This is a genomic window from Saccharomonospora sp. CUA-673, assembly GCF_001942305.1.
Taxonomy (GTDB): Bacteria; Actinomycetota; Actinomycetes; order Mycobacteriales; family Pseudonocardiaceae; genus Prauserella.
This window is the reverse complement of the sequence record NZ_MKKE01000066.1, coordinates 86,932-102,966: the sequence shown is the minus strand read 5'-3', so window position 1 is coordinate 102,966 and position 16,035 is coordinate 86,932. Positions and strand designations below refer to the sequence as shown.

The following is a 16,035-nucleotide window of genomic DNA, read 5'->3' as shown; positions in this document are numbered from 1 at the left end:
GGACAGTCAGGCCGTCTCGGACACCGCGCGGGCGGCGGCCACTACAGCGGTGAACGGCGGGAGCGTCGGCCCATCCAGTGAGGGCGGGACTCGCCAGGACACGGCGCCGGATTCCAACCGGCTCGGTGGCAGCGGCACCAACGTGCCGCACCGGTGGATGAGGCCGCCTCGGGCGCGGAGCCGGACCAGGCTGACCGGCGCGGCCTCGTCGGCAGACTCGGTCAGCAGCAGCCAGCGGCACGGCGTACCGGGTAGGGCGATCACCGGTCCGGCGAGCAACCGCACCGAGAGGTAGTGCTGAACCTCCGCCGCGATGCTGGCGGGCATCTCTACCGCGCTGACGGTTGCGTCTGCGGCCAACAGCAGCCGGTCACCAGCACGCAGGACCAGCCAGCCCCAACGCTCGTAGACCTCCGCCGTAGCGGCCAGTCCGGTGGGTGCGGGATGTTGGTGCGGGTCGTCACCGCCGTGCGGTGTGGTCGTCAGCGTGGACATCTCCGTCTCGCCTCCTGGGCAACCATCCGTGGTCGGTCGGTCACCACAAGCGAAACGCCCACGCCAGCCCGGCGGCAGTCTTGGACCAGTGCGACTACGACCGGTCAGCCCCCAGGGGTCGCACTTGGGTCCCACTTCGCGCGTCCGGCTTCACAGCGCAGCGCCCGGTACGCCAGGATCAATTACCAAGAGCGATCAGACCAGTACCCAGGATGTGACCGAATGAGCAGCGAGAGCGGCGCAGACGGCAGTAACTGCGCCCTGCGTGCGCTGCTGGATGAAGCGGGGATGAGCAATGCCGCGCTGGCACGCGCCGTGGTTGCCGCAGGCGCGAGGAAGGCGTGCATCTCGGGACGAACACGACCTCCGTGACCCGGATGCTGGACGGGTCACAACCACGCTGGCCTGTGCCGAGGCTGGTGGCCAAGGTGCTCTCCCGACACGTGCACCGTGAGATCAGCGTCACCGAATGCGGGTTTGCCGATCGCACTCCGGCCGCCGACGATCGACACGATGGGCTGAACTGTTCAGGGACACTGGACGGCACGGTCCGCACGGTCGTCGAGCTGTCGGGACGGGATATGAACCGGCGCAAGTTCCTGCTGGGCTCCGCTTTCACGGCGGCGGCCTTCTCTGAACCAGCGTTGTACGCGCTCACGGTGCCTCCAGCAGAGAGCACCGCCCGCGTGGCGGGCAAGCGCATCGGCATGGCCGATGTCGAGATCATCACCGAGCACATCGCCCACCTTCGCCGACTGGATCACCGCTACGGGTCCGGCCGCGTCCGCGAACAAGTGGTGCAGATGCTGCACCGTGAAGCCAACACCGTCATGCACGGCACCTACTCGGAAAAGACAGGCAAAGCCCTGCTGGGGGCGGTGGCGCAAGCCTCGTGGCTGGCCGCGTCGATGGCCGCCGATGTCGGGCGGCACTCGCTGGCCCAGCGCTACTACATCCAGACGCTCAACCTCGCCATGAGCGCGGGCGATCGACTGTATGCGGGCAATGTGCTGTCCCACATGAGCCGTCTGACCGTCCAATTGGGACACGGCGCGGTGACCGAGCATGATCGGCTCGGCCACGCTCGGCAAGCCATCGCGCTCGCCCGCGCGGGTCAGAACGTCGCCAACGGTAAGGCCACGCCGGTGTTGTCGTCCCTGCTGCACGCGGTCGAGGCACGGGGACACGCCCTTGCTGGTGACGCCAACGGCACCCGTGCTGCCGTGCTCGAAGCCGAGCGGCACTACGAACGGGCACGCCCCGACGAAGAGCCCGCATGGCTGGGCTTCTACACCGAAGCCGAACTCTCTGCCGATCTCGGGCGGTGCCTGCGCGACGCGGGCGAGCCCGAAGAGGGCACGCGCCTGATTAAGCAGGCGTTGGACAGCTACGAGCCGTGGCGGGTGCGCAGCCGGTGTTTCGTGCAAACCGACCTTGCCACCGCTCACCTGGTCAGCCGCGACCTGGAACAGGCCGCCTCGCTGGGGCGCGACGCCGTACGCACGGCAGGTCAAGTCAGCTCCACGCGCGCCCTGGACCGGCTCCGCACGCTGCAACGACAGGTCCGGCCGCTACGCAGCAGCTCACCGGACGTGCGCGAGCTGGACGAACGGATCACCGACCTCACCCGCACCAGCAACCGCCGAGACGAGGACACCGCCACCTGATGACCAACGAGATCGACTTCGACGGCGCCCGCATCTACGCGATCCCCATGCGAGCCCGGTTCCGGGGCATCACCGTGCGCGAGGGAATGCTGATCGAAGGACCCGCCGGATGGGGCGAATTCTGTCCGTTCGCCGACTACGACGACACCGTGTCCGCCTCGTGGCTGGCCACCACGATCGAACAGTGCACCTTCGGCTGGCCCGAACCCGTACGGGACCACATCCCGATCAACTGCACCGTGCCCGCCGTCGGCCCGGAGCGCGCCCACGAGATCGCCGCCAACTCCGGCTGCCGGACCGCCAAGGTCAAAGTCGCCGACCATCCCGAGTCGCTGACCGAAGACCTCGCGCGCGTCGAGGCCGTCCGGGATGCTTTCGGCTCGGACGGGGCGATCCGGGTGGATGCCAACGGGGTCTGGGACATCGACACCGCCGTGTCCCACATCCGCCAGCTCGACAAGGCCGCCAGCGGATTGGAGTACGTCGAGCAGCCCTGCCGCACGATCGAAGAACTCGCCGCCGTCCGGCGCCAAGTCGAGGTGCGCATCGCCGCCGACGAGTCCATCCGCCGCGCCGACGACCCACTACGGGTCGCCGTCGCTGGCGCGGCCGACGTTGCCGTGATCAAGTGCACCCCCCTCGGCGGCGTGCGCCGCTCCCTGGAAGTCGCAGAAGCCGCCGGGCTGCCCTGCGTGGTCTCCTCCGCGCTGGAAACCAGCGTCGGCCTCGCGGCACAGGTCGCTCTCGCCGCCGCACTGCCCGAACTGAACTTCGCCTGCGGCCTCGGCACACTCTCGCTGCTCAACAGCGACATCGTGTCCGGACCCGAATCCCTGCGGGCAGTGGACGGCTACCTGCCCGTGCCGCGCACACCACCCACCCCAGACCCCACCCTGCTCGACACGTACGAACTCACCGACTCCGAACAGGCCGCGTGGTGGCGTGACCGGCTCGCCCGCGTTCGCGCCGAACTCGACCGCGTCCCCTGATGCGAACTAGCTTGACTGAGCCGCGAAACCACCTCGGACTAGCCACCGATAGGAGCGTCGATGCCGCTGCGTAAGCGGCCGGTCAGTGCCCTACTCGATCTTGTCTTTGGTCAAGCCCGTGTCCCTGGCGGCGGACCACGGTGGATCACCATCCCACCGTGGTCCTACTTCTGCCACATGTGTGACTCTGGTGGGGACTCCATCGCAGTGGCGAGTCTGCGGCGCACACACCTGCGAAAGCGTCTGATCGTCTGCGCTCCGTGCGAGTGGCGCCACGACTTTCACGACTTGGACTTGAGCACGGACGAACAGCACCGCGTAGAAGCCGCCGTTCGTCAACATCTCGCCGGTCAGCCTGCGGCTGCAACCTGGAACATCGACAAGCAGAAGCTCCAGCTCGTGCGCGGCCGTCAGATTGACTGGCGCAAAGCCTGATCAGCGGAGAATGCAACTGATCGGACTGCACCGCTGGCTCTCGCCGGGGTATCGGTTATCAGCCTTGCTTCCTTCCATCGCCGCAGGATGCGCGCCCGTAATTGCTAGTTCCGGCGACCCGATCCAATTCTGCACCGGTTGGCGCTCGGCCTTTGGCACGCTCCGTCTGGTAGTACGCCCACATCCGCTGCTCCGCCGTCGGTTGCTCCGGCGAGCGGGACTCGCCCGAGACCAGCGAGAGTCTGACGGGCGGCGTGATCCCGGCGCCCGTCTCGCCGGTCTCGGCAGTCTCGTTTCTGGTCTCGCTCGCGGTCTCGGCGCGGTGCCGCTTGAGCGCCCGGTTCAATAGTTCGACCGACAGCAGCAGCGCCAGCGGCGGGCACGCGGCCACCGCGACGGCGGGCACGCTCAGCTCGGGAGCGGCCATCACATTGGCAAGCAGAGACAGGCTGACCCCGAACAAGAACGACACCCAAGCCGACCACCGGCCGCTGTCGCGGCGACCGTGCCCGGTCTTCCACAACTCGACCGTCGCCACCGTCAGCAACCCGTCCACCAGAAGCGGCCAGATCGTCGCGCTGGTCTCATCCGCACCGAACCGCAACGCGAACTCGCGTCCATGCCGGAAAGAGGCGTAGGCCGCACCGACAGCCACCATCCCGACCAGTGAGCATTGCAGCCATAGCGCACGATCACGCCCCGGCCGTGCTGCGTTTGGCGTGGTGCTCATCGGCGATCACCACCCACGCGGCGCCCCTTCGTCAGGTCGGCTCCGGCCACCTCGCCGCAACGGCCTTCGCAGGCGAACACCTGCGAGCCAGTCAGCGACCGACCCACCAGAAGCGACACGGCCCCAGAAGCGCGGAGGTAGTCACGTCCGCAGACCACGCACGCCAGCCCGTCGGCCTGCGCAGAGGTCAACCCCGTGATGATCTTCTCGGGATTCATCCGGCATCACCGCCCTGACGGCGGCGCCGAGCAATCCCGACGGTGGCGGAAACCCGCAGCTCACGACGCGAGCGGCTTGTTGTAGATGCTGTACGAGCCTCGCCGGGGGCGCACAACACGACCAGCACGAATGTGGCTCCTCACCAGCGGAAACGCCGGCGAGGAGCCACACTTCTGTCGACCGCCGGGTGCAGCTTTTCCGGCTCCGGGCAACGAGGGGTAGCCGTGACAAGCTCCGGTAACGACGTGTGGCCGGCCGCCGTGCGCGCAGACGTCGAGACCCTGTGGCACTTCCACCGCATCGACGACGAGCTACGTCCCGTCGACGTCGCGATCGGGCTCGGCAGTCACGACGGCGGCGTGGCGACCTATACGGCCGAGCTGTACCACCGCGACCTGTTCCCCCTCGTCGTGTTCACCGGCGCCAACGCCCCACCACCGTCGACCGCTTCCCCCGCGGCGAAGCCGTCCACTTCCGCGAGATCGCCCTCGAACACGGCGTCCCGAACGAGGCGACCCGCATCGAAACGCGCGCCACCAACACGGTGCAGAACATCGACCACACGCGGAGACTCCTTGCTGAGGAAGGCATCACGCCCCGCACGGCACTGATCATCTGCCGGCCGTACCAACAACGCCGCGCCCAGGCCATCGCCGCCCACGAATGGCCAGACGTCGACATCCTCTGCACCGGCTCCCCCGACGACCTGGACACCTACCTCGCCCACATCGGCGAACCCGACCGCGTGGCCAGCATGCTCGTCGGCGACACCCAACGCCTCGACCTCCAAGGCCGCTCCGGCGAGATCGCACCCCAACAGATCCCCGCCGACGTCCACGCCGCCTGCCAACGCCTCATCAAAGCCGGCTACACCAGCCGCCTCATCACACCCCGCCCCGACTCCCAACGCTGACCTCCGCAGCACTCATCGCTCCCCTGGGTTCGTGGCACGGGCGAGGAAATCGGGGGGCAGCAGCTCGGACGCGCCGAGGACCTCGAGTCCGACGAGCTTGCCGTCCTTCCAATCCATCACGACGGAACCGGCCACGTCCGGCGGCGTTGGGATGTCGAGCGTCTGGCGGCCTGGCTCGAGTTCGTCACCGGTCAGCGAGATGTAGGCCGCGTCGGCCTTCGGGTCCAGCTCGATCCGCATGCTTCCATGGTCGCAGCCATCGCGCCGTAGCTGCTGTGTGTCACGGTCGGATGCCCTGGGTCCGTCGACCGCTCACCGAGCTCAGCAGGCCCAGGTCGCAGTCGCCGGGCACCGGACCGTCAGTCAGCACCAGGCGCGGGGGCTCGACATCCGTCGCGGTCCAGCGTTGCCACAACTCGCCGACGCACTCCACGGCTCCGCGCGCGAACGCGCTGCCTGGGGCCAGTAGTGCACCCCGACCATCGACACCGAGGGCATGCGCCGCGTATCCGGTGGAGTCGACGACCGGCCCTCCACAAAGGACTCCCGGAACACCCAGCATCTCGAGCCTGCGCACAATGGACACATGTGAACGGGCCACCTCGGTCGCATTCTCGTCGGGCACATCGGTCTCCCACACGATGATCCGCCGCGCACCGGCCCCCACGTACGCGGACACCAGTTCGGCGAGCACGTCCCCGCAGTCGAGTAGATCCGCATCCCCGTCGTCGGTGGCCAACGACGCTGCGAGAGCGGCGGGACCGGTCAACGAGGCGGCGACGATCGTGTCCGGGAACAGTTTGGTGAGGATCCTGACGACCTCGACGAGCCCGGACACCGGCGGCCGACCGGCCAACGTGACGTCGACCAGTTCCACCTCGCTGCCGGCAGACCGGGCTGCCGCAGCCTCGGCGTCCGGATCGTGGTGGGTGACCACCCAGTCCGGACGTACGAGCTCGACCGCGTCCCGCAGGCGATACGCCTGCTGCACGGGGTCGCCAGACGTCGGCACCACACCTGCCATCCGGGCGGCTACGTCCTGCAGTACCGGCGCGAACAGCATCGTCATCCCTCCCTGTCGCCGTCCTCCCAGTCCCACGAACCGAGGTAACCGAGGTGCTCCGGCGGGGAATCGGCTCGCCAGGACGTGACGAACTCGTCGTACGGGCGCCCGCGCGTGAGACGTGCCTTGCGCTCCTCCCTTCGCGCCGCCTCGGTGGCCCCGATGTCGACCTCCATGCGCTCGGGGTCCCACACGAGCCGGTAAACCTGGTGGGCCACCTCCGGGCTGATCAGGCCGCGGCGCAGGTCCAGCATCGCCGCCTCGGGATCGCGCTCGAGCGGATCGCCGTAGCCGCCACCGCCTCCGACCCGCTGAATCCAGATGTCGCCCTCGACGCGGGGGTCGGCGGGCTGCATCGGGTGATCCACGAGGTACTCCCCGGCGATGGGCTGCTCGCGCACCATGGACGAACCCTCGAACGTCATGCCCTTGCCGCCGTCGAGCAGCCACTGCCGCACGGCCTCCACGCCGCCGGAAGGCTGATCCTGATCAGCGGAGTACACGAACCACCGTAGCCGCCGAACATGCCGCCCGTCACGGGGAACCGTCCGCCCATGCTCGTGATGCCGAACCCGAACATCTGGCTTCCGTACAGCATGTAGGCCCACTCCACGGAAGCACCGCCGCGGAACTTGCCGAAGCCATGGTTGTCTGCCGGAATGCGCCGCCACAGACCGAGTAGGGGCAGCTCGGCCTCACGCCCTTCCATCTCCCCCCAGTCGGACACCGGTGCGAAGATCGGGCCGGCCGCGTGCTCACCGTCGCGGTCGTGCAACGCGCCACCACCTGCCGCGTTCATCTCGGTCGAGACGTTGGCATACATCTGCATGTGCTGCGTCAGTCCGCCGTACTGCAGCGTGGGCACCTGCGGGTACCACGGCGCCATCGGCTTGGCGACGTCGGGAACCGCGAACATCGCCTTCGTCGCGGCCTGGTGCAACGCGGAGCTCAACGAGAACATCGTCAGCAGAGACAACGAACTCGGCTGCTCGGAGTTCGCTGTGACGATCGAACCCGGTTCCAGATCGTAGTCGAGTGCGGCGATAAAACCGGCCGTGCGAGGCAGATCGCCGTACAGGAAGTTCATGAACAGATTGCCGACGATGGCGCGGGTGAAATGCGCCTGGGCGTTGAGGGCGCGATCGATCGACGGTGAACTGCCCTTGGTGCGGATGGTGAGCTTGTCGCCGCGTTTGTCCATCTCGACCGACAGCTTGAACAGGCGTTCTTCCATGAGCGTGTTGTCGGCGAAATGCGTGGCACGATAGACACCGTCCGGCCAGGCGGCGATGCGCCGGCGCACCTCGGTCTCGGTCGTCTCGAGTACCGATCGCATCGTCGCGATGAGCAGTTCCGGCGATCGTTCCGCCATGAAGTCGTGCAACCGGCGTTCCACCGCACGTGCCGAGGCGAGTTTCGACCGGACGTCGGTGAGCCAGAGCATCGGATCGCGAACCTGGTTCTGGAAGAGGTTCACGACGTCACGGCGGACGATGTAGTTCTCGCCGATCTTCATCGGCGGAATGCGAATTCCCTCGCCGTACTTGGTGGTCGCCCGCACCGAGAAGCCGCCCTGGTCGATCGCGGCACCGTTCTCACCCTCGTGAATGATTGCGCCGATCCAGGCGACGTGCTCGCCTTTCCAGAACAGCGGGATGATCAGCGTGTGGTCGGGGTTGTGAGTGCCGCCGTAGTTCGCGTCGTTGTGGTAGAAGACGTCGCCCTCGGCGAGGCCGACCGTGGGCTCGTCGGCCCAGTAGCGGGCGATGAACTTCGGGACCGAGGAGGTCGTCGCCGAGAACATGTTCACCCCGCTGGAGGTGGCTACCGCGAAGTCGCCTTCCTTGGTGTAGATGCCGACGATCAGGTCGCCCCATTTCGCGGCCGCGGACGCACTGATTTGCTGCATCATCTCGATCGACGACTGCAGCACCGCCTCGACCCGGCTGAGTCCGACGGCGAGATCGGCCGGATCGGTGATCGCAGCGAGCGCCTCGTCCTCACGGTCGGTACGTGGGCGCAGCCGGTACTCGGCGTTGATGTCCGGGTCCGGCCCGTACATCACGGGCTGATTGTTCAACAGGTCGGTGAAGAACTGCTCGGTCGATTCGGACGTGGTCATGCCTTGTCCTCCTGCCGCATCGTGAAGAACCCGTACTCGTCCATCTCGCCCGTCCACCCCGGTTCGACCACGATGTTGGTGTTCGGGGCTTCGACGATCGCGGGACCGGCGAGGCGGTGGCCAGGACCGAGCGCCGCGTAGTCGTAGATCTCCGTGTCCACGGACGTCTGCCGGCCGGCCCACCAACACTCGCGCGTTGCCTTTCGGGCTCTGCTGACGGGCTCTCCCGTGGTGGCCAGTTCGGCCTGCCGCGGCGCCGGCCGTGGGATCCAGGCCCGGAGTCGGATGGCGTCGATCGAGATACCGACCTCCTTGGTCAGTGCCAGGTCACCGAACCGGTCGCCGTACTCCTCGAAGTAGGTCTTGATGATCGCGGCGAGGTCGTCCTGCGTCTCCAACCTGCGCACGGGACTGGCGATCGTGATCACGTAGAGCTGTCCGGTGGAACGCATGTCGAGCTCGACCACGGTCTCGATGTCGTCGCGGCCGTACCCTTGTCCCGCAAAATCCGATTCGGCCCGTGCGGAGAACTCGTCGACAATGGAGTTGAACGCGTCGAAATCGCCGTACAACTGCTTCACCACAGGGTTGAACAGCACCATCCACGCCGATCGTTCGTAAATGTGCAGCCGTTCGAGGCCGGCCGCTCCCGAGGCCGAGAAGACCGAACTGTGCGGCGGTACCACGACCTCTCGTGCGTCGAGAGCCCGTGCGTAGCCGCACGCGTGCATGGGCCCTCCACCACCGAAGGAGAACACCGCGAACTCGCGTGGGTCGTAGCCCTTGACCGTGACGCCCTTGAAGATCTCGGCGCCCATCGCCTCGTCGACGACCTTGCGGATCTGCCGAGCCGCCTCGAGCACCGACACACCGAGCGGCTTCGCGATTCGACGTTCGATCGCCCGCTCGGCGCGTCTGCGGTCGAGCGGAAGCTTGCCGCCGTGGTAGTTGTCCGGGTCCAGGTACCCGAGTACCAGGTTCGCGTCGGTGACGGTCGGTTCGGTCCCTCCCTGCCCGTAGCAGGCCGGGCCGGGGTCCGACCCGGCGGACTCGGGGCCGACGGCGATGCCCGTGATCGGGTCCACCCTGGCGATCGAGCCGCCGCCCGCGCCGATCGCGGCGATGTCCATCATGGGGATCTGGACATGCCACCGGTCGATGACCGGGTGGAAGTCGTAGAAGCGGACCGAACCGTCGACCACGATGCCGACATCGAACGACGTCCCGCCCATGTCGGTGGTGACGACCTTGCCGAATCCCTTGCTATGCGCCAGGTGCCGCGACCCGTACAGTCCCGACACCGGTCCGGCGTGGACGGTCTGGATCGGCGTCGTGCCCGCGAGACTGCCCATTCCACCGCTGTTGTGCACGAGCAGCAGCTCTCCTCGGTAACCTCGGCCGCGGAGCTCGTCGCGGAGCGACGAGAGTCGGTCCGAGGTGAAGCGATGCAAGTACGCGTTGATGGTGGCCGTCATCGACCGCGCGTACTCGCCGGCTCGCTGGGAGACCTCGTGCGACAGGATCGTCGGGAACCTGCCGAGATAGACGTTGGGGTACTCCTCCTCGATGATCTCCCGGACGAGCTTCTCGTGCTCGGGGTTGATGTGAGCGTTCAGCAGGCAGACGACGAATCCGCGCACGCCCTGGTCGACCAGATCGCCGACACGGTCGCGGATCTCCTCCGGGTCGAGCGGCATGAGCACCTCACCCCGCGAGTCGACCCGCTCGGTCAGCGCAGCGATCTGTTCGGGCTCGACCAGCGGTTCGGGGCGTTTCGCTCGGGAGAGATCCCGCGTCGCGGTGGCCGGCAACCCGTCTGCCCACTGCCTGCACCGTCCGATGGGGACGGTGTCCTCGTGTCCGCGGGTCGTCAGCAGGCCGAGTCGAGGGCCGTTGCGTTCGATAAGCGCATTCGTGCCGAGCGTGGTCGCATACCGGATCGCGTGGGTGTCGGTGAGCAGGCCGTCCACGTCGGTCCCCACCTCGGCCGCGATGTCGCCCACGGCTCGCAGGAAACCGATCGAGAGGTCATGGTGCGTGGTCAACGCCTTCGCTGTCCGGACCGTGCCGTCGTGGGCGGTCGCGAGGCAGTCGGTGAACGTTCCTCCGATGTCGACGTTGATCTCCATCAGCGCGCCTGCCTTTCCCGGATCTCCGACGCCTGGCAAGCAAGGCGTCCACATCGATCTCGATGTCATGAACCAGCGGATGTCCCGGTGGCAGGTACTCGGTCTCGACCTGCGTCGCGCAACCCGGGCAGTAGTACTCCACGATTCGGCACCACGTCGGGTCCGGAGCGAAGTCCTGCGTTCCCTCGAACTGTGGCGGATGGATCTCCCGTGGGTCGCGTTCGTACAGCAGGAGCCCGCGTTTGTAGTTCTCGCGTGCCGGCCCGATGGCGTATCCGCAGCTCGCGCAGTGCCACGTCACGGTCTCGGGTTCGATCTGCAGGTACTCCGTGATACGGAGTCGTTGGCCGCTCATCAGTTGCTCCTTGCCAGGGACGTCAGGCGCAACGCGCCGTTGTCGTCGCGCGTGACCGCCCAGCCGGGCGGTACGCAACAGGTGGTCGCCGATGCGTCGACGAGGACAGGGCCTGCCAGCTGCTCTTCGGCCGGCAACGCCGCACTGTCGAGCACCGTCGTGTCCAGCACACCGTGGCCGGGCCAATGGACCGGCTCCTGCCGTGGACCGGGTACCGCCGAGGTCTCGGCGTCGGTGACCCCCGGCTGTTCGAGACCGACGTGCGGCAGTTCGTAGGTGCCTTCGACGGCTATCCACTCGGTACCGTCGCGCTCGAACCGCGACACCGCCACCTCGACGTCGTGGCCCTGGATGCCCTCACTGCGCATGTCTCGCAGGACGCGGCCGGTCAGCACCTTCTCGCTCACCTCTCCCGCCGGTGACTCGTGGCGGTGCCGGATGTCGACCGTCGACGCGCCGTAGGCGGAGAACACCGGCGCGAACGGCAACACGACCAGTTCACGGATGCCGGCCGCCTCCGCGATGGCAGCGCCGTGCGTGGCCCCGTTTCCGCCGAATCCGAGAGCCGTCACGGATGCCGGGTCGATCCCTCGCCCGGTCAACTCCCCCGCGAGCCGCCGCCGAATCCTGGTGTGCCGTCGTGAGCACGCGGCCGGCCGTTTCGGGAACGCTCAGGTTCAGCTTCTCGGCGAGGGGCTCGAACGCCCGCTCGGCGGCGTCACGATCGATGTCCATACGCCCGCTCAGGAACGACTGCGGCCGCAGGACGCCGGTGACCACGTCCGCATCGGTGACCGTGGGTTCGGTGCCGCCGAAGCCGAAACACGCCGGTCCCGGAAGAGCGCCCGCGCTGTGCGGACCGACCCTGAGCCGGGATTCGTCGAGCCAGGCGATCGATCCGCCGCCGAGACCGAGGGGAACCAGGTCCGGCAGCGGGAAGGAGATCTCGACGTCCTCGACGCGGCCGTGCTCGCGCATCGGCACCTCACCCGCACGCAGGATTCCGACGTCCAGGCTGGTACCACCCATGTCGAGCGTCACCAGGTCGTCGAAGCCGTAGGACCGGGCCACGGTGCGGGCCCCGAGCAGGCCGGCCATCGGACCGGAGTTGTACGTCTTGCCGGCGATGGTCCTGGCCACCCGAGCTGCGCCACCGTCGTTGTGCACGATGCGGAGCGGCCGCTGGTATCCGTGTTCGCGCAGGTAGTCCTCGGCCCGGTAGAGGAAGTCGGCGACGTCGGGATGCACGTACGCGTTGAACAACGCTGTCGACCGGCGGCGCACCGGATCCGGGTCGGCGCTGACCTCACCGCCGCGCAACAGCGGAACGGAGTCGAGGCAATGCTTGGGGTAGTGCTCGGCGAAACCGGTCGCGAGCGCGTACTCGTCGGCCGAGACGCCCTCGGAACATGCGACGACCAGACCGCGGGCACCTTCCTGCAGCAGGGTCCGCAGCGCGGGCAACGCGCGCCGACCGGCGTCCTCGTCGCCCGGGGGCAGCTCGGCCACCATCGTGGGTTCGACGAACAACTGGACGCCGGCATCCTGGTCCGCCGGTGGCAGGCCGGGGTCGGTGATCAGCCCGATCCGTGGTCCGCGGCGCTGAACGACGGTGTTCGTACCCACCGTGGTCGCGTAGCGCACCGAGGCCGTTTCTCGCAGCATGTCCGGTACGGTGAGGCCGAGCGAACCCGCCGCGTTCTCGATGGTTTCGCGGAAGCACACCGCAAGGTCGTGCGGGGTCGTCAACGTCTTGATGGTGTGTGCGATTCCGTCCCGCACGACGAAGCCATCGGTGAACGTACCCCCCGTGTCGATATCGATCGTGATGACCGTCATGTCACTCCTTTCCGGACATTTCACGAGAGATCGGCCCGCATCGCGCGGCACGGCACAACCATCGTCGGCGGCGACGAACCGCTCAATGGCGCGTGCAGACACCTTCCGGTGGTGGCCACGGACAACCAGGACCTGTGCGCGTGAGGAGAAAAGGCATGCGCGCGACGGAATGTCGCTCACCCGAAGGGTGACTAAAGTACCGACATGGTCAGGTCAATGACGATCGATCGCCAGGACGAGGCACAGTCGGCGCCCTCGGACTGGGTGGCGTGCTGGCTCGACGCCGAGCTCGACTCGGTACTCGATTCCCTCGTGGACGGTGAGCTCGCGGAGCTGTCGGAACTCGCGGTTGCACGGCATGACCCGCGTGGCGAGATCAAGCATTCGGTACGGGTGCACCTGATCGCACTGGCCGACAGCATCCGCCGTTCACCGCAGGGCGGCGAGATGAGCCTGCCGGCGTTCATCAGCAGGCACACCCGGTCCCTCGCCCGCCAGGACCTGCCGTCACTGCCCGCGTTGCTGCGCGCCTTCGAGACTATTCACGCCGGCCTGTGGCGACGAATAGTCGCCGCATTGCGGGATGGGCCGTTCCGCATCGCACGGGAACAGCGTGCCGAGGTTCTGGAACTGGCTTCGTCCCAGCTCTTCTCCTATTTCCAGCTCGCGAGCGAGGAAACCGCCTCGGCGTACGCCGCTGAGCGGGCGCTGCTCGAACGGCGCGCAACATCGCAGCGCTCGGCGGTCGTGACAGGACTGCTGAACGGATCGGTGAGCCCCTCGGACGCCGAACAGGCCCTCGGGTATGACTTCAACGCCACCCACGTCGCCTACGTGGCATGGGTCGACGAGCTGTCCGATCTGGACCGCTTGGACAGCGTCCTGGCGACCTTGAGCGAGCACATCCGACCTCATCAGCACCTCAGTGTCTCCGCCGGGGAGCGGACGCAGTTCGGCTGGATGACGTGCCACGACAACAGGTGGCTCGAGGTGGTACGTGGCTATCAGCTGCCCGGCGGCATCCACTGTGCATGGGGATCACCGCAGCAGGGCGCCGACGGATTCAGGACCACGCACGGCGACGCGCTCGAGGCACGCCGGGTCGGGGAGGCAACCGGGGGAACCGGTGGCGACCACGCGGTGGTGTTCGACGACGTCGCTATCGCCTCGCTCGCCTCCCGCGACCTTCCGTCCGCCAGTTCGTTCGTGCACCGGCAGCTCGGCAGACTCGCCGGGACCGACGAATCCGCCGTGCGGCTGCTCGAGACCCTGCGCGTGTACCTCGACGAGCTGGCCAGTCCCACCAGGACCTCGCGCAGGCTGCACGTACACCCGAACACGGTGGTGAAGCGGGTGGAACGGATCGAGGCGATGTTGGGCAGACGGGTCGATCCGGCGAGCCTGGCCCTGCGTGTCGCCGTGGAGCTGGCGCCGCTCGCCCGTCTTCACGTGCAGTCGACGGTGCCCCCGTCCAACGGGACGACAGCGCCGGTCAGGTAAGCACCACCCCGGGAGGACAGGAACTGGACGAGGCCCGCAATGTCCGGCAGGGTCCCCGTTCTGCCCTGCGGTATGTCGTGTTCGAGCTGCTCCCGCGCGACCGGGTCGGAGAGCAGGAAGGCCGACATCCGGCTCTCGAAGTACCCGGGCGCGATGGCGTTGACGGTGATGTTCTCACCCGCGAGATGCGCGGCCAGGTGCTTCGTGAGCATGTGCACGGCAGCCTTCGTCGAGCTGTAGGCGTAGTTCTCCAACGAGGTCACCCGCAGTCCCGCGATCGACCCGATGTTGATCACCCTCGCCGGGTCCTCGGCGCTGGATGCCGTGCGCAGGTTCTCGAGCAGGGCCACCGTCAGCCGGAAGACGCCCGTCAGGTTGAGGTTCACGAGCTTGTCCCACGCGGAGTCGGGATACTCGGCCAGCGGTGCACCCCAGGTCGCCCCCGCGTTGTTGACCAGAACGTCGAGCCTGCCACCGAACACGTCCTGTACCGCTCGAGCCACCGTGCCCGCACCGTCCGATGTCGACACGTCGGCCGGAACGCCGACGCAGTCGCCGAGCTCGGAGAGCCGGGCGGCCGTATCCGCGCAGGCCTGCGGTTTGCGGGACGAGACCACGACACGCGCACCTGCGTGCACGAGCCCTTCGGCGATCATCTCCCCGATTCCGCTCGTTCCGCCGGTGACCAACGCGGTCTTGCCCGCGATGCCGAACAACTCCCTGGTGAACGCGGCGGGCCCGCCGGCACAGTCCGACACCCCCGCCGTCACAACGTCACCGAGTATCCGCCGTTGACGGGCACGGTCTGGCCGGTGACCCAGGCGCCGGCTGCGGAGGCGAGGAACACCACCATTCCCGATCCGTCCTCCGGCTCGCCGAACCGTCGTACGATGTACTGCGACAGAATGCGCTTGTTCCGCTCGGGATCGCCGAGGAACTCGTCGGTCGCGGGAGTACGGGTCGCACCGAGTGCCACGCAATTGGCCGTGATCTCGTACCTGCCGCCCGCGCGCGCGAGCGCCCTGGTCAGGCCCGCCGCACCGGCCTTCGCCGCCGAGTAGGCTCGAGTCCGCCGGTCTCACCCACCCGGCCCGCATCCGAGATCACAGTGACGATGCGTCCCCCACCTGGACCCGCCACCATGTGCGCGAGCGCGTGCCGCGAACAGTTGAGGACGCCGTGCAGGTTGACGCCCACCGACGCTGCCCACTGCTCGGGACCCTGTTCCCAGAACGCCATTGCCGGCGGGGGCTTGTCACCGCCCTGGTTGCCCGCATTGTTGACCAGCACGCCGACCGGCCCGAAGGAGGCATCTGCGGCCGCGAACATCTCGCCCACGGCGTCGAAGTCGACCACGTCGCATGCGGCGGGCATGGCTTTCGTACCGGTCGCCCGCACCTCGTCGGCAACCTGTTCGGCGCGGTCGGCATCGAGATCGTTCACCACGACCGCGCCGGCACCGTGTGCCGCGAGATCGAGCGCGATCCGCCGGCCAACTCCCTGCCCGGCGCCGGTCACCACCGCGACACGACCCTCGACGTCGAGGATCCGTCGTGTTTCGCTCAGAGTTCGGCTCACG

General features: G+C 67.8%; 20 protein-coding genes. 6 read left to right on the top strand and 14 right to left on the bottom strand.

Features of this window, described 5'->3' with window-relative positions; translation table 11 throughout:
* Window positions 1–6: 6 nt before the first annotated feature.
* Window positions 7–495 (bottom strand): hypothetical protein, encoded by a 489-nt coding sequence (locus tag BJF85_RS22810; RefSeq protein ID WP_075850053.1) that lies wholly within the window; start codon window positions 493–495, stop codon window positions 7–9.
* A 222-nt stretch (window positions 496–717) separates the two neighbouring features.
* Here BJF85_RS22810 and BJF85_RS29220 point away from each other — a divergent pair, with 222 nt between their 5' ends.
* The 4 genes from BJF85_RS29220 (at window position 718) to BJF85_RS28220 (ending at window position 3,586) form a co-directional block, all read left to right on the top strand.
* Window positions 718–867 carry a hypothetical protein gene (locus BJF85_RS29220; RefSeq protein ID WP_222844639.1) on the top strand — a complete coding sequence of 50 codons (150 nt, stop codon included), beginning with the start codon at window positions 718–720 and terminating at the stop codon, window positions 865–867.
* A gap of 47 nt (window positions 868–914) precedes the next feature.
* Window positions 915–2,162 carry a hypothetical protein gene (locus BJF85_RS22805; RefSeq protein ID WP_139320803.1) on the top strand — a complete coding sequence of 416 codons (1,248 nt, stop codon included), beginning with the start codon at window positions 915–917 and terminating at the stop codon, window positions 2,160–2,162.
* Window positions 2,162–3,151 carry an o-succinylbenzoate synthase gene (locus BJF85_RS22800; RefSeq protein WP_075850051.1) on the top strand — a complete coding sequence of 330 codons (990 nt, stop codon included), beginning with the start codon at window positions 2,162–2,164 and terminating at the stop codon, window positions 3,149–3,151. Before BJF85_RS22805 ends, BJF85_RS22800 begins: the two co-directional genes overlap by 1 nt.
* A gap of 294 nt (window positions 3,152–3,445) precedes the next feature.
* Entirely contained in the window at window positions 3,446–3,586 is a 141-nt protein-coding gene (locus BJF85_RS28220) for a hypothetical protein (RefSeq protein WP_158057097.1), read from the top strand.
* Window positions 3,587–3,644: 58 nt separating this feature from the next.
* Here BJF85_RS28220 and BJF85_RS22795 read toward each other — a convergent pair whose 3' ends face one another.
* Window positions 3,645–4,316: a DUF2637 domain-containing protein gene (locus BJF85_RS22795; protein ID WP_139320802.1), complete on the bottom strand. Its 672-nt coding sequence runs from the start codon at window positions 4,314–4,316 to the stop codon at window positions 3,645–3,647.
* The gene (locus BJF85_RS22790) at window positions 4,313–4,534 is read right to left on the bottom strand and encodes a hypothetical protein (RefSeq protein WP_075850050.1); all 222 of its coding nucleotides are present in this window, start codon (window positions 4,532–4,534) and stop codon (window positions 4,313–4,315) included. Before BJF85_RS22790 ends, BJF85_RS22795 begins: the two co-directional genes overlap by 4 nt.
* A gap of 248 nt (window positions 4,535–4,782) precedes the next feature.
* Between BJF85_RS22790 and BJF85_RS22785 the strand changes: the two genes are divergently transcribed.
* Window positions 4,783–5,448, top strand: coding sequence for a YdcF family protein (locus BJF85_RS22785; RefSeq protein WP_369822273.1), 666 nt, complete (start codon window positions 4,783–4,785; stop codon window positions 5,446–5,448).
* A 12-nt stretch (window positions 5,449–5,460) separates the two neighbouring features.
* Here BJF85_RS22785 and BJF85_RS22780 read toward each other — a convergent pair whose 3' ends face one another.
* From BJF85_RS22780 to BJF85_RS22745, 8 genes are read right to left on the bottom strand one after another with little or no spacing between them, the layout of a single operon-like run.
* Complete coding sequence (locus tag BJF85_RS22780; RefSeq protein WP_075850049.1) at window positions 5,461–5,688, bottom strand: DUF2283 domain-containing protein; 228 nt, start codon at window positions 5,686–5,688, stop codon at window positions 5,461–5,463.
* A 40-nt stretch (window positions 5,689–5,728) separates the two neighbouring features.
* On the bottom strand, window positions 5,729–6,511 hold the full coding sequence (locus BJF85_RS22775) for a hypothetical protein (protein WP_139320801.1): 783 nt from the start codon (window positions 6,509–6,511) through the stop codon (window positions 5,729–5,731).
* Window positions 6,512–6,513: 2 nt separating this feature from the next.
* On the bottom strand, window positions 6,514–6,969 hold the full coding sequence (locus tag BJF85_RS22770; protein WP_139320800.1) for a hypothetical protein: 456 nt from the start codon (window positions 6,967–6,969) through the stop codon (window positions 6,514–6,516).
* Window positions 6,933–8,633 (bottom strand): hydantoinase B/oxoprolinase family protein, encoded by a 1,701-nt coding sequence (locus BJF85_RS22765; RefSeq protein ID WP_075850046.1) that lies wholly within the window; start codon window positions 8,631–8,633, stop codon window positions 6,933–6,935. Before BJF85_RS22765 ends, BJF85_RS22770 begins: the two co-directional genes overlap by 37 nt.
* The gene (locus BJF85_RS22760) at window positions 8,630–10,762 is read right to left on the bottom strand and encodes a hydantoinase/oxoprolinase family protein (RefSeq protein ID WP_075850045.1); all 2,133 of its coding nucleotides are present in this window, start codon (window positions 10,760–10,762) and stop codon (window positions 8,630–8,632) included. Before BJF85_RS22760 ends, BJF85_RS22765 begins: the two co-directional genes overlap by 4 nt.
* Complete coding sequence (locus BJF85_RS22755; RefSeq protein ID WP_075850044.1) at window positions 10,662–11,117, bottom strand: acetone carboxylase subunit gamma; 456 nt, start codon at window positions 11,115–11,117, stop codon at window positions 10,662–10,664. The genes BJF85_RS22760 and BJF85_RS22755 overlap by 101 nt, the downstream gene beginning before the upstream one ends.
* On the bottom strand, window positions 11,117–11,689 hold the full coding sequence (locus BJF85_RS22750; protein WP_158057095.1) for a hydantoinase/oxoprolinase family protein: 573 nt from the start codon (window positions 11,687–11,689) through the stop codon (window positions 11,117–11,119). Before BJF85_RS22750 ends, BJF85_RS22755 begins: the two co-directional genes overlap by 1 nt.
* On the bottom strand, window positions 11,616–12,956 hold the full coding sequence (locus tag BJF85_RS22745) for a hydantoinase/oxoprolinase family protein (RefSeq protein WP_075850042.1): 1,341 nt from the start codon (window positions 12,954–12,956) through the stop codon (window positions 11,616–11,618). The genes BJF85_RS22750 and BJF85_RS22745 overlap by 74 nt, the downstream gene beginning before the upstream one ends.
* A gap of 216 nt (window positions 12,957–13,172) precedes the next feature.
* Between BJF85_RS22745 and BJF85_RS22740 the strand changes: the two genes are divergently transcribed.
* The gene (locus BJF85_RS22740; protein ID WP_075850041.1) at window positions 13,173–14,456 is read left to right on the top strand and encodes a CdaR family transcriptional regulator; all 1,284 of its coding nucleotides are present in this window, start codon (window positions 13,173–13,175) and stop codon (window positions 14,454–14,456) included.
* On the opposite strand, the gene BJF85_RS22735 is transcribed toward BJF85_RS22740, so the two are convergent.
* The 3 genes from BJF85_RS22735 to BJF85_RS22730 are packed head-to-tail and all read right to left on the bottom strand — an operon-like array spanning window position 14,402 to window position 16,034.
* Complete coding sequence (locus BJF85_RS22735) at window positions 14,402–15,226, bottom strand: SDR family NAD(P)-dependent oxidoreductase (protein WP_255375862.1); 825 nt, start codon at window positions 15,224–15,226, stop codon at window positions 14,402–14,404. The genes BJF85_RS22740 and BJF85_RS22735 overlap by 55 nt on opposite strands.
* Window positions 15,223–15,486, bottom strand: a complete 264-nt coding sequence (locus BJF85_RS30685) for an SDR family NAD(P)-dependent oxidoreductase (protein WP_255375883.1) — start codon at window positions 15,484–15,486, stop codon at window positions 15,223–15,225. Before BJF85_RS30685 ends, BJF85_RS22735 begins: the two co-directional genes overlap by 4 nt.
* Window positions 15,483–16,034 (bottom strand): SDR family NAD(P)-dependent oxidoreductase, encoded by a 552-nt coding sequence (locus BJF85_RS22730; RefSeq protein ID WP_255375861.1) that lies wholly within the window; start codon window positions 16,032–16,034, stop codon window positions 15,483–15,485. The genes BJF85_RS30685 and BJF85_RS22730 overlap by 4 nt, the downstream gene beginning before the upstream one ends.
* Between the last annotated feature and the right edge of the window lies 1 nt (window position 16,035).